The 12,682-nt window shown below is 55.4% G+C and carries 13 protein-coding genes and 1 riboswitch; of the genes, 1 reads left to right on the top strand and 12 read right to left on the bottom strand.

Annotated features, from left to right (window positions below; all coding sequences use genetic code 11):
* Nucleotides 1–53 precede the first annotated feature (53 nt).
* The 5 genes from rho to AC5TBW_RS11125 all read right to left on the bottom strand — a co-directional run bounded on the left by rho (nt 54) and on the right by AC5TBW_RS11125 (nt 4,981).
* Complete coding sequence (rho, locus tag AC5TBW_RS11105; protein ID WP_495508634.1) at nt 54–1,010, bottom strand: transcription termination factor Rho; 957 nt, start codon at nt 1,008–1,010, stop codon at nt 54–56.
* Nucleotides 1,011–1,337: 327 nt separating this feature from the next.
* Nucleotides 1,338–1,970, bottom strand: coding sequence for a hypothetical protein (locus AC5TBW_RS11110; RefSeq protein ID WP_495508635.1), 633 nt, complete (start codon nt 1,968–1,970; stop codon nt 1,338–1,340).
* 436 nt (nt 1,971–2,406) lie between these two features.
* Nucleotides 2,407–3,018: a cob(I)yrinic acid a,c-diamide adenosyltransferase gene (gene cobO, locus AC5TBW_RS11115; protein ID WP_495508636.1), complete on the bottom strand. Its 612-nt coding sequence runs from the start codon at nt 3,016–3,018 to the stop codon at nt 2,407–2,409.
* Between the two features lie 126 nt (nt 3,019–3,144).
* On the bottom strand, nt 3,145–3,579 hold the full coding sequence (locus AC5TBW_RS11120; RefSeq protein ID WP_495508637.1) for a YtoQ family protein: 435 nt from the start codon (nt 3,577–3,579) through the stop codon (nt 3,145–3,147).
* A gap of 88 nt (nt 3,580–3,667) precedes the next feature.
* Nucleotides 3,668–4,981, bottom strand: a complete 1,314-nt coding sequence (locus tag AC5TBW_RS11125) for a cobyrinic acid a,c-diamide synthase CobB (RefSeq protein WP_495508638.1) — start codon at nt 4,979–4,981, stop codon at nt 3,668–3,670.
* A gap of 141 nt (nt 4,982–5,122) precedes the next feature.
* On the opposite strand from AC5TBW_RS11125, the gene AC5TBW_RS11130 reads away from it, so the two are divergent.
* Nucleotides 5,123–6,013: an NAD-dependent epimerase/dehydratase family protein gene (locus AC5TBW_RS11130; RefSeq protein ID WP_495508639.1), complete on the top strand. Its 891-nt coding sequence runs from the start codon at nt 5,123–5,125 to the stop codon at nt 6,011–6,013.
* 3 nt (nt 6,014–6,016) lie between these two features.
* Here AC5TBW_RS11130 and AC5TBW_RS11135 read toward each other — a convergent pair whose 3' ends face one another.
* From AC5TBW_RS11135 to cobS, 7 genes are all read right to left on the bottom strand, one after another.
* Nucleotides 6,017–6,787 (bottom strand): ABC transporter ATP-binding protein, encoded by a 771-nt coding sequence (locus AC5TBW_RS11135; protein WP_495508640.1) that lies wholly within the window; start codon nt 6,785–6,787, stop codon nt 6,017–6,019.
* On the bottom strand, nt 6,787–7,758 hold the full coding sequence (locus AC5TBW_RS11140) for a FecCD family ABC transporter permease (protein WP_495508641.1): 972 nt from the start codon (nt 7,756–7,758) through the stop codon (nt 6,787–6,789). Before AC5TBW_RS11140 ends, AC5TBW_RS11135 begins: the two co-directional genes overlap by 1 nt.
* The gene (locus tag AC5TBW_RS11145; RefSeq protein ID WP_495508642.1) at nt 7,758–8,627 is read right to left on the bottom strand and encodes a cobalamin-binding protein; all 870 of its coding nucleotides are present in this window, start codon (nt 8,625–8,627) and stop codon (nt 7,758–7,760) included. The genes AC5TBW_RS11140 and AC5TBW_RS11145 overlap by 1 nt, the downstream gene beginning before the upstream one ends.
* 34 nt (nt 8,628–8,661) lie before the next feature.
* Nucleotides 8,662–10,479, bottom strand: a complete 1,818-nt coding sequence (locus AC5TBW_RS11150; protein ID WP_495508643.1) for a TonB-dependent receptor domain-containing protein — start codon at nt 10,477–10,479, stop codon at nt 8,662–8,664.
* Between the two features lie 144 nt (nt 10,480–10,623).
* A riboswitch (cobalamin riboswitch) is annotated at nt 10,624–10,859 on the bottom strand.
* 80 nt (nt 10,860–10,939) lie between these two features.
* The gene (locus AC5TBW_RS11155) at nt 10,940–11,365 is read right to left on the bottom strand and encodes a bifunctional adenosylcobinamide kinase/adenosylcobinamide-phosphate guanylyltransferase (protein ID WP_495508644.1); all 426 of its coding nucleotides are present in this window, start codon (nt 11,363–11,365) and stop codon (nt 10,940–10,942) included.
* A complete protein-coding gene (locus AC5TBW_RS11160; RefSeq protein ID WP_495508645.1) occupies nt 11,317–11,970 on the bottom strand; it encodes a histidine phosphatase family protein in 654 nt (217 codons plus the stop codon). Before AC5TBW_RS11160 ends, AC5TBW_RS11155 begins: the two co-directional genes overlap by 49 nt.
* Nucleotides 11,907–12,677: an adenosylcobinamide-GDP ribazoletransferase gene (gene cobS, locus AC5TBW_RS11165; protein ID WP_495508646.1), complete on the bottom strand. Its 771-nt coding sequence runs from the start codon at nt 12,675–12,677 to the stop codon at nt 11,907–11,909. Before cobS ends, AC5TBW_RS11160 begins: the two co-directional genes overlap by 64 nt.
* Nucleotides 12,678–12,682 lie beyond the last annotated feature (5 nt).

Below are 12,682 nucleotides of genomic sequence, written 5' to 3' on the forward strand. Positions count from 1 at the left end.
CCTCCCTGTATTCTTAAAAAAAAACAAAGGTGAGCTTCTTTATTATCGATATTTCACGAATCGGGTAAAAATGCATCTAACAGCTCGGCGTTAGTGGGATATTTATCCAACAACTCAAGCAACTTCTGCGCGCCTTCTACTGGCTTAAGCGCTGTCAAACCTCTACGCAACGTTCTTACTTTTTCAATATCCTTTGCATCAATCAACAGCTCTTCGCGGCGGGTACTGCTTTTGGCAATATCGATCGCCGGGAAAAGCCGTTGATTGGCCACGTCGCGGGATAACACGAGCTCCATATTGCCCGTGCCCTTGAACTCCTCGAAAATCACCTGATCCATACGACTTCCCGTATCCACTAGCACGGTGGCCAGAATGGTTAGCGATCCGCCGTTTTCGATCTTTCGCGCAGCGCCAAACAGTTTTCGGGGGATTTCCATTGCGCGGGAATCCAGCCCACCCGACATAGTGCGACCATTGCCCCGCTGCTCGGCATTATGAACGCGCGAGAGTCTGGTAAGCGAATCGATCACAATCATCACATTATGACCCTCGCCTGCTTGCTTACGCGCCGTCTCAAGCAGCTTATCTGCCATACGCACATGGTGTGTGTAGCTTTCGTCTGAAGACGATGCATGTACTTCTGCCGACACACTGCGCTTAAAATCGGTCACTTCTTCCGGGCGCTCATCAATCAGTAAGGCATACAGTTTTATGTCAGGATGCGCCTCTGCCACGGACTGACAGATGTGCTTTAACATCGTCGTTTTGCCAGAGCCTGGCGGCGCCACAATCAACCCACGTTGCCCCATACCAATGGGCGTAATCAAATCCATCGCTCGCACAGTACGCTCTTGAGAGCCAGGCTCTAAATAAATGCGTGGGGAAGGATGAATAGCAACGCCATTTAAAAAACGTTTTTCGGGATCATTAGGGAATTGATCTTCTACTTCGTCGGCGGGCTTGGCATCTATCTCTCTTTTCGCCTTCAAACCTAGTATTTTTCTCGTCATATTATCGATGTATCGCCTTGAATAAATTGAATTAATAGAATAATCATAGCCAGCCGTGCGGTCGCATCCTTGCGGTACTTGGCCTTGAAAACGGATAGGCCTGACTTGTGCTCAATTAGATAATACACTGCGTTGGAGCGGATCTTAGTAGTTGAACACCACCATGGAGGTCTGATCGCGTTTATAAAGCTTAAAGCGCGGCATGCTGACCACTCTTGTCTGTTTTCTCGATCCTACCAAAGCTTAGGCGAAAGCAGTTTTTTCTTAAGGCTCAACTTCATAACTTGCCTACTGAAGATTGCGGGAGACAGGCAAATTATAGCTTTATTACGCGTTTAGACCTTTAATCTGAGCGCCAGGAATCGCAGAAAACCCTCTGGCAGTATTTTGATCAGTAAATATTGTTATCCTAATAAATTCACAGCTTTCTACTGTACAATTTTTCAGCACAACAATGCCTGTCAACAACACATCATCAGGCAGTGCTATAATATCCCCGCACTCACTAAAGCCTGAGTTTAGGTAGTTACCGCCCAATATAGCTATTGCCGCCGGACCAACAAACTTACATCTTTTAAAATGCTTGTTCTCATGAAGCTGTAATTTTGGCAGACGTAAATCTTCTACAGGAATTACAACATCATGAAAATTGTCGAGTAGTGGATTAATTGTATTTGGGGGAATAGCCATTGCAGCAGTAAAATCAGCTTCAGCTTGCTTCAGGACAGCAGACTTAAACAAATAGAAAATAAATACTATAACTAATGAGGTGATCAAGCCCACAGATACCCAATAAATGGGGCCTAATTGCTCAAGCAATGGATCGGCCTTAGCAAGCAGTGCAGTCAACGTTCCCCCACCACCAATTATTATCAGTGTAAATATTCTCCATGCCCATTCAGCAGCGGACAGACCCGTTTCAAAAAGAGAAATGGAACCCCAGAATTTATTATTGCTCAAGACAGACTCCTTTATTTGTAAAAAAATTTATATAACCCGATGCACGATACTGACAAACGTGTCTTTGCGTTTATTGGTGTTATCTAATCTATCTATTTCCCTATAATCTACTGACCTATAAATTATTAATCTGATTATGTAAAAGTATATCCAAAATTCGCTTATTCGCTTATTCGCTTATTCGCTTATTCGCTTATTCACTTATTCGCTTATTTGCTTATTTGCTTATTTGCTTGTTTTGCTGCTCTAACCATACTCTATGCATAAAATTAGCTTAGGTCACGTGCCTTTGCAGAAAAATTGAGCTGGAGCAGGCTTTGGGCAGCTGGCGCTGCCTTCGCGGGTGCCTTTGGCTCGTTCCTCGCCAAGCGTTACGCCGCGCTACAACTTAACAGATGGCGGCGTTTTACTATTCCATTACCCTTTAGACTTCGTATTAAAGCTCTATCCCCTTTTGTGCTTTGATACCTTGATCTTTGAAAGCATGTTTAACCACTTTCATCTCAGTGACAGTGTCGGCGAGATCGATGAGCTGTTGCGGAGCGTAGCGGCCGGTGACGACGGCGTGCTGCATTGCTGGGCGGGCTTGTAGATCGTCGAGGACTTGATCTAAGTCTAGGTACTCGTAGCGCAGGGCAATGTTGAGTTCGTCGAGCAATACCAGGTGGTAGCTTTCGTCTTGCAGCATGCGTTTGGCTTCTGCCCAGGCGGCAGTGGCGGCGGCGACATCGCGTTCGCGGTCTTGGGTGTCCCAAGTGTAGCCCTGCCCCATTACGTGGTAATCCACGTTGGGTAGGTTGCGGAAGAATGCCTCTTCGCCGGTGCTGAAGGCGCCTTTAATAAACTGCACCACGCCAACTTTCATACCGTGGCCCAGGGCGCGGGCGAGCATGCCAAAACCGGAGCTGCTTTTGCCTTTACCGGGGCCGGTGAGCACTAGCAGCACGCCCTGCTCTTTATCGGCGCGGGCGATGCGCTCGTTCATGATTTTCTGCTTGGCCGCCATGCGCTGGGCATGGCGTTCGGGGGTTTTGGCATTCTCGCGCATGGGGCGTCCTCTTTATTAAAGCGCTTTATTAAGCTCTCTATTAAGCTCTCTATTAAGCTCTCTATTAAGCTCTCTATTAAGCTCTCTATTAAGCTCTCTATTAAACTCTTTGTTTAAGGTCAGGCTTTATAGTACGTAGCGCAACGTCTCAACCACCTGATCGGTCGTGGTGCACCAGGCTTGGGCTTGCGCGTCGACTTCTTTCAGCGGGTGAACGATGTCTTCGCTGTGAAGCGTGATGTAGGGCTTGGCCAATGCGGCGCAGTAGCCTGCATCAAAAGCCGCGTTCCACTGCTTGTACTGGTCGCCAAAACGAACGACAACGAGGTCGGCCTGCTCGATCATGGTGCGGGTGCGAATGGCGTTAACCTTGGATGACTGGTGATCACGCCAGAATCCATTCTCCGGTTTACCCAGGTGGTCGCCGGCGGCGTCAGAGGCAGCGTGGTCCGTTACCGGGGCGGTAAACACGATATCCAGGCCCGCTGCGTCAGCGCCGCGCTGAATCTCTTCGCGCCAATCAGTGTGAATCTCGCCGGATAGGTAGACGTAAAAGCTCATAGTGTTCTCCTGCTGAGTTAAATTCAGGTATGAAAGGCAGACAGCATAGCGCAGTTCAATTTTATGGAAAAATCTTCCACAGACTTCGTTAGCCATTATTGATGCTAATCGGCTGACCGGTAAAAATATCCGCGACCATCTTGGGCGCAGAGGGAAAGTAGCCGTGGAAGTAGCTCGCGACCAGCGCGCCCTCACGGTAAATAGGCTCGGCTTCGCTACCAGCCAGTTTGCGCGTGCGCGCCAGCGGCGTCATCGCGGTTTCAAGCAACGAGTGGTGATAGGTATGGCCGCGCAGCTCACCTGCCCCGGCGTGCAGGCTTTGCAGCCCTAGCGCGGTGAGTTTACCGGCCATTTTCGCAGTGCCATTAAGTAGCCCAAGCATCGCGTGGCTTTCGCCTTCGCCATCCACCAATTGCTCAACGCAGGCCATCAGGCCGCCGCATTCGGCGAGTATCGGTTTGCCCGCGCGGTGATGGGCGCGAATCGCCTCGAACATGTCGTGGTTGGCGCTCAGCCGCGCTGCGTTAAGCTCGGGGTAGCCACCCGGCAACCAAAGCGCGTCGCACTCGGGTAACTGGTGATCTGTAAGCGGTGAAAAGAAGCTCACCTCTGCGCCCATGGCGCGCAGCACGTCGACATTGGCGCGGTAGATAAACGCAAAGGCGTCGTCTCGGGCAATCGCAATGCGCACGCCATTCAGGTAATCCGGCACCGGCGCTGGCGACTCCGCGCTAAGCGTGACCAGCTTGGGCAAGCGGTCTAAACCCGCTTCTCTCAGTACCTCGGCGGCGGCATCAAGCTGCGCATCCAGGCCGCTTAGCTCGCTGGCCTGCACTAAGCCCAAATGGCGATCAGGGATTTTCATTGCCTCATTGCGGGGAATGGCTCCCAGTAGCGCAATGCCTTCCGGCATGCTGTCGGCGAGGAGCTTGCCGTGGCCGGGGCTGCCGACGCGGTTGGCAATCACTTCATGAATGGCGAGGTCGGGATGGTAGTTGGCCAGGCCCTGCGCCACCGCACCAAAGGTTTGTGCCATGCCCCAGGCATCAATCACCGGCAGTGCGGGAATACCTGCCAAGATCGCCAAGTCGGCGCTGGAGGGCGAGCCATCAAACAATCCCATGGAGCCTTCGACCAGAATGACATCTGCTTCCTGGGCGGCTTCGGCCAGGCGCCAGCGGCACTCCTCTTCGCCGGTCATCCAGGGATGAAGCTGATACACCGGCTGGCCGGAGGCCACTTCCTGAATCATGGGATCAAGGTAATCGGGGCCGTGTTTGAACACCCGCACGGTAAGCCCTGCATTGCGGTGCAGCCTTGCCAGCGCTGCGGTAACCATTGATTTGCCCTGGCCAGAGCCGGGTGCGCTGATTAACGCCGCGTGTGCTTTGCCCTGAAACATAACGATCCTTTTAACGGTTGTTGGTTAAGCAATTTTCATGCGATCAGGGCTGAGTGTCGGCGGGTCGAACCTTTCTTTGCTAAGGTGAAGGTCTTCGTTTGATTCTATTTTCCGCTTCGTTTCATCAACCGGGGTTACCGCATGCGTATTCTATTTACTGGCGGCAGTGGCAAGGCTGGCCGCCATGCCACCGCTTATCTTCGCGATCAAGGTCACCGCATCACCAATCTGGATTGGGTGACGTCTGACGTGCCCGGCATCACCACCCTGAAAACCGACCTGACCGATGCCGGGCAGGTATTCAATGCGTGCCATGCCTACGCCGGGTTCGACGAGCTTGAGCCAGGCACCGGCGTGCCGCGTTACGATGCGATTGTGCATTTCGCCGCTATTCCCGCCATCTTGCACCGGCCGGATAATGAGACCTACCGCATCAATACGCTGAGCACCTACAACATTCTTGATGCCGCCACCAAGCTGGGCATTCCCAAAATCATTTTCGCTTCTAGCGAGACCACCTACGGCGTCTGTTTCGCCGATGGCGAGAAGAAACCGGACTACCTCCCTGTCGATGAAGAGCATCCCACCGTGCCTCAAGATAGCTACGCCATGAGCAAGGTGGTTAACGAAGTAACCGCACGCTCCTTTCAGGCGCGTTCAGGCATCGACATCTACGGCCTGCGCATCAACAACGTTATCGAGCCCCACGAGTACCGCCAGGATTTTCCGGCCTACATAGACGACCCCGCCCTGCGTCGCCGCAATATCTTCGCCTACATCGACGCCCGCGACTTGGGCCAGATGGTCGATTGCTGTCTGAAAACGGATGGCCTGGGCTATGAAGTGTTCAACGTCGCCAATGACGATCTCTCGGTTAGTCTGACCAACGCCCAAGTGATCGAGCGCTTCTACTCGGGTGTGCCCATCAAGCGCGAAATGGGCGAATTCGAGACCTTCTACAATATCGAAAAAGCCCGTCGCCTGGTCGGCTTCGCACCCCGCCACGCCTGGCGGGATGAACTGGCGCAGTAGGCATTATCCCTTTATCGGCACAAACACCGGCGCGCCATCCACCTCTACCACCGCTAGCTTTTGGCGGTAGAGACTTTCCAGCGCGCTGGGCACCAGCATGCTATCTCGCGGGCCCCAGCACGCCTCGCCGTTGGGATACAGCAGCAACACGTGGTCGCACCAGCGGGCAGCCAGGTTTAGGTCGTGCAAACACATGATGACCGCCTGACCCTGGGCGGCCTGGTCTGCCATTAGCGCCATCACGGCACTCTGATGATGTAGGTCCAGGTGGTTAGTCGGTTCATCTGCCAGCCACACATTGGGTGCCTGCGTGAGGATGGTGGCAATCGCCACCCTCTGGCGCTCACCGCCGGACAGTGTGCTCACTAAGCGGCCGCTCAGGTGCGCTACATCCAAGCGCTCAAGGGCAGCTTCCGCGCGGGCGTAGTCATCGGCGCCCTCCATCTGCCACGGAGAAAGATAGGGATGACGACCGATCAACGCGGTTTCCAGCACGGTCGCGGGAAAGCCATCCTGACGGTCTTGAAACACCAATCCCAATCGCTGAGCAACGTGGCGGCGGCGCAGCTGACCAAGCGCGGCGTCGTTGAGCTGTACGCTGCCTGAACGCGGCGCATGAAGCCCGGCCAGGGTGTGCAATAGCGTCGTTTTACCCGCGCCGTTAGGCCCTAGTACGCCCCACACTTGCCCTGGTTCGATGGTGATATTAAGGGGCGTACCGCCTGCGCGGCCGGGTACATCGATGATGAGATCACGGGTAGCCAGTACGCTCATCAGCGGCTCCGGTAGAGCAGGAACAGGAAGGTGGGCACGCCCAATAGCGCGGTGATGACCCCAACGGGCAGCTGTTCCGGAGCGATCATGGTGCGCGCCAGGGTATCGGCCAACACTAACAACGTGCCGCCCGCTAATGCGCAGGCGGGCAGTATCAGCCGCTGGTCATTGCCTAGCAGCAGACGCAGCATATGCGGCACCACTAACCCGACAAACCCAATGCTGCCTGCGGTGGTGACTGCAGCAGCAGTCAGTAAACTAGCGGCAACGTAGATACACCACTCCAGCGGCCGAACCGCCACGCCCAGGGCGGCGGCTTGCTGCGGGCCACGGGCCAGTACATTCAGGCTACGCCCAAGCGGAATCAACACCACGCAGGTGGCCAGTAACAGCAGTAGCGGCGGCCAGGGCGTGCGCGAATAGGAAAGATCGCCCATCAGCCAGTAGAGCATGCCCGGCAGGCGCTCGGCGGGGCTCAACGCCAGCATCAGCGTAATCACTGCGCCCCACCCCGCCGCGACGACGACGCCGGTGAGCAGCAGTCGTGAAGGCGTCCAGCCGCCGCTGCCGTGGGCCAAACCAAAGACTAAAAACGTCGATAGCAGCGCGCCGCCAAATGCCGACCCTGAAATCGCCAGCCCGCCTAAGCCACCCAGCATGGCCGCCAATGCGCCTATGGAAGCGCCGCCGGAAAGGCCAAGCACGTATGGATCCGCAAGTGGGTTACGCAATAGCACCTGCATTAGCGCACCGGCTACCGCCAACAAACCGCCCACGGCAAACGCCGATAGCGCCCTGGGTAAGCGCAGTTCCATCACCATGGTCCGCGCCAGTGCATCGCCTTCGCCTTGCAATAAGTCCCAAATTTGCGCGGGCGAAATCTGCGCGCTGCCGACCCCAATGGCGATAATCAGCGAAGCCAACGCCGCTAGAAGTAGCAGACTAAGCGGCAGACCCAGGCGCGCGAGCATTAGCTGCGCTCACGTTTTTGACGGGCGATTTCGAGCTTTTCACAGAGGAGCTCAGTGCCCTCCATCAGTCGCGGTGTGGGCCGCTGAATCAGTGAAGGCGGCACAAAGAAGAGATTACCTACCGCAACTGCTTTCAAGTTGGCGTACTGCTCCCAGTGGGTCAGCCAGTGGCGATTCTCTTCGCCCATGCCACCGGCCACAATCGCTTCGGGATTGGCTGCCAACACGGCTTCATCGTCGATACGCGGCACAAGCCGGGCTTGCTCGCCAAACACATTTTCACCACCACAAATCTCCACCACTTGGCCAATCAGGTGCTGGTCGTTAACGCTCATTAATGGCTCATCCCACACTTGATAGAACGTCGCTACCGGCTCGCGGTCTCGATAGCGCTCTTCCAGGGCATTCATGGTAGTACGGAAATTATCGGCCACCGCCTGACCGGCCGCTTCCGTTCCTGCCAGCCGCGCCAAGCGCTCGATGGCGCTGGCCACGCCATCCATATCGCGAGGCTCTATATAGAACACCGGCATGCCCAAGGCTTCGAGGGTTTCAAGCTGTTCAGCGGGGTTGCCGGTTACCCACCCAATCACTAAATCCGGCGCCAAGCCCACCAGCTTTTCTAAATCGATCCGGGTATGGCTACCCACCGATGCCACTTGTTTGGCTTCCGGCGGATAGTCGCTATACGAGACAACGGCGACTACCTGATCCCCCGCGCCAGCCGCATAGGTCAGTTCGGTTGCACCTGGCGAGAGCGTGGCAATTCGCTGAGCAGCATTATACAGGCAGACCTCACGGTCACGATCATCCACTGCGCAGCGCGAGTGATCGTGGGCGTGGGAAACAGACGCCAGTAACAACAGCACGAGGCCCAAGGCCCCGCGCGCTAAACTACTTTTTCTATTGGCCAAAATGGACACTCAAAAACCCTGCTCGGCCAGCGTTGATATAATCGGCACCATCAAACGAACGGGTGGTAATGTAGTCTTGATCCAGCGCATTTTCAACCGTCACGCGCGCACTCCATAGCGGGGCAAATTGCCAGCCAGCCCTTAAATTAACAAGACCGTAGCCACTTAGGCGATCGTCATTCTCGGCGTCGCGGTAGCGGTGGTTTTGTGCAATCCAAGAGCCTCCCAGGGACCAATCCCCAAGCTCACGGTCTATATCGAAACGCACGCTCTGCGTTGCACGGTTTTGCAAGCGATGACCAGTCAATCGGTTTTCGGGGTCGGTATAGGTCAGTGCAGCGGCCAGGGTCCAGTCAGCTATTTCAACGCCGCTGGAAAGTTCAGCACCGCGGATTCGTGATGTAGGCACATTGGACTGAATACCTTGCCCGGTAATCAAATTATCGATATCGGTTTGGTAGAGAGCCGCGTCCCAGAACCAGTAGGCGTATTGGCCACGCACACCAACTTCCAACGTTTCAGACGTTTCAGCTTCGAGGTCCGGATTACCGAAACCTGGGTAGTAAAGCTGATTGTAGGTCGGTGCATTGAAAGCGGTACCATAGTTGGCTCGTAGTGTGTGGTAGCCGTCCAGCTCGTAACCTACCCCTAGGCTGCCCGTTACTTCTTCCCCATAAGATTCGTTATCGTCGAACCTAAGGCTGGCCTGCAAAACGACAGGGGAAAAATTCAGCAGGGCCTGTGAAAATACCGCGGCATTGCTGCGACTGGTTTCATCGTAATCGACACTGCTGTCGACCTTGTCCTGGCTGTATTCAGCCCCGGCCACCAGCTCATGGGCGCCGGACGTAAAGGTGTTTTCCCAGCGTGCTGTATGCACTTTGGTATTGAACACGGACGCACCCGAATCGGCAAAATTATCGCTCTCATCGCGTGACTCGCTTAACGTGATACGGCTACGCCAATAGTCGGTGAGCGGCAGCTCGCCATACACACCGGCCACTTGCTGAACAAAGTCGTTTTCGCCACCGTCGTATTCGTTGTTACCGCGGGCACGTAGCGCCAGCACCCCCATTTCTGCCCCGGAATCGAAGGTGTGAGAAACCCGTGCCAGAGCAGATGTATTATCGTACCCCTTGTCGTCACCGTCGCGGCGAATGGGCTGGCCGTCGGTAGAAAAGTGACTACCGGCAAAGCTGTAACGGGTGCCCCCTTCCCGACCGCTGATGCCGGCGCTTAAGCGCTGAGTATTAAATGAACCACCGCCGACTGAAATACTGGGTTGCGGGCCCTCTTCGTCACCGTCAGGCGTGAAGAGCTGAATGACACCACCAATCGCATCGGCACCGTAAAGGCTGCCGCGGGGGCCACGCACGATTTCAGCACGGTCAAACATACGCGGATCGAGATACGACCAGGCAGCGCCACCACTGGTAGCAGAACGCAAGCGAATGCCGTCGATTAACAGCACATTTTGACTACTGCCCGTGCCACGAATATAAACGCTGCTGTTTTTACCAAAGCTGCCATTCGAGGAGACATCCACGCCTGGCTGCCCACGGAAAAGGTCGGTAATACTTACCGGGTCTTGGCGTCGAAAAGTGGCTTCATCCAACACTGTGACTGAAGAGAGGCTTTCATTAGCGGTACGCGGGGCAAGTGCCGCGGTCACCACTACGGGATTAAGGTTAGCATCAGCGGAAGTGGCGACTGGGTTCTGCTCGTTGGACTGAGCATGCACGGCCAGCGGTAGCGCGGCCATGACAAACGCCGCCCGTTTGGCGGTAGTGTGGAAAAGGTGGTTCATGTGAGATCCCTTGCTCGTCGTGCTCACCCGCACAACGCAGTTTTTTTGACCGAGCGAAGGGCACAACAAGGGCGTCACCGTAGCATTGCGCTATGGTTCACTGCCCTGAGAGCGCCCACCGCGTCTCGGCATGTATCGGTTCGATTGAACCGTTACTCTCGGGCCGGTCTCCGGGCTGACGAGCGAAAGGCGCCTCTAGCAAGAACAGAGCCACTCTTTTCCGAACGACCACCTTCCCGTGCGTGAGCACAGTGGCGTATTAGCCGTTCTTATCTCGATCACCGTTGCGGGGGCAGCGTTGGAATCACGCAAAGCGTTCACCAACTTCCCGTTTCACTAGCGGCTGTTTAACCGCTAGCACCTGAGAGTGGGCGTAAACTAGCAACTTGCCAAAGGGAGGTCAATTGAAACAGGGGGCAATTGGAGCGCGGTACAAGCCAGCCAACAAGCAGTTGATGGGCTATTTGAGCGCCATCACCAACCCATGGCGCACATACCACACATGGCTGGCCTGGGCAGTGGCGTCTTGGGTGAACCAGCCGTTGAGATCGCGCAGGCGACGCTGTTCTGGCTGCATGGGCACAATTCCACGGCCGACTTCGCTGACAATGATGATTAACACAGCATCAAGCGCATCGGCACGCTGGCAGATTGTTGCCATGTCGCGCTGCCACTGCTGGCGCAGGGCATCGTTATCCGCACGTTCAAGGGCTGCGCCAAGCCACTCAAGTACGCCGGTAATCACCAGCGGTGTATTGGCGACTATCGCCTGCTGGCTATCGCTGAGTGATTGCCCCCCATCAAGCCGGTACCAACTTGCCGAAGGAAAGCGTGCGGCTACAGCGTTGCGTTTGCCAGCGGAGGCACCGCCGATGAAGAGCTGCATTGCCATTCCCCTTTGCCATGTTCGTCTTGCTGATAAGTAAGCTGCCAGCGCCTGCCTTGGGCCTGAAGCACGGTACCGTCCCAGAAGTGAATTGTCTCAAAACGGCGACGTAGCTCGCGGATCACACCGCCGTGGGTGACAGCCAAGATTTTTTTGTGGCCATCAGCACGAGCATTCGTTGCCAGATCATAAAGCCAGGCATCCAGACGCTCGCGCAGCTGAGCCGCCGATTCGCCACCGGGAATTTGCAGCTCGCCTACGCTATCAATCCAGGCACGGTAATGGGGTAAGTCTTTTAGCTCGTCGTAAACCTTGCCTTCGTACTCGCCAAAATCGAGCTCGCGCAAGCGTGGCTCAAGGGCGAGCGGCACGCCACCCTTGGCAGCGTCTGCCCACGCCAGGGTTTGCTGGCAGCGGTTAAGATCGCTTGAATAGATGGCATCAAAGCGCTCCTCCGCCAGTGTGTCACGCAGTTCTAGAAGCCCAGCTTCGGCATCGGGAAACAGCAGCGGAATATCCTGCTGGCCTTGATAACGGCGCTCTAAATTCCAAGCGGTGATACCGTGGCGAACGGCCACCAGCTCCACAGTAAGATCAGTAGCCAAAGCTCTCCCCCTTCGATGGTGGCGCCTACCATATCGCCGTTAATTCCGTTAAACAGTCGCAGCATTAGCCAGCGCATTAGTAACACAAAAACAGTCACCATTAGCATCATCAACACTATCGCGGGCGCTAGCAGTGCTATCAGCACGATCGGCACCAACGCAAGCGCCACATCCTGGCCGATAAGCGACTGTTGCCAGCTCCACGCCAAACCTTTCTGCTGGGCGCAGGGAGTCAGCACCAGTAACGCCACACCTGCCCAGCGCCCTAGCGCGGGAACGACGAATAGCCACCACCAGGGGGCGTGATAAGCCAGTAATGCCCACAACAGTACGGCCTTCCAAGCTAACAAAAACACCAGCGCCAACATACCAAAGCTGCCGATTTGCGGGTCTTTTATGATTTCCCAACGGCGCACTAAAGGCTGATTACTGCCCAACGCATCGGCGATATCCATGACGCCGTCTAAATGCAGCCCCCCCGATATTGCCACCCAAATGCTTAGCAATGTCAGCGCAGTGATCGGCGCTGGAACTTTGTGCATTCCAAGCGCGACCAGCGCCAGCACGGTGCCAATCAATAGCCCCACGAACGGATAGGCGCGTACTGCCCAGCGCCGGGTATCAGGTGTCCAGGGAACGGCTATTGGAATAGGCACGCGGGTAAGGAACTGCAGCGCAAGCAGAAGACCGAACAGGGCTTTTTTCAAATCGA

This window comes from Vreelandella sp. ssv (genome assembly GCF_059448525.1).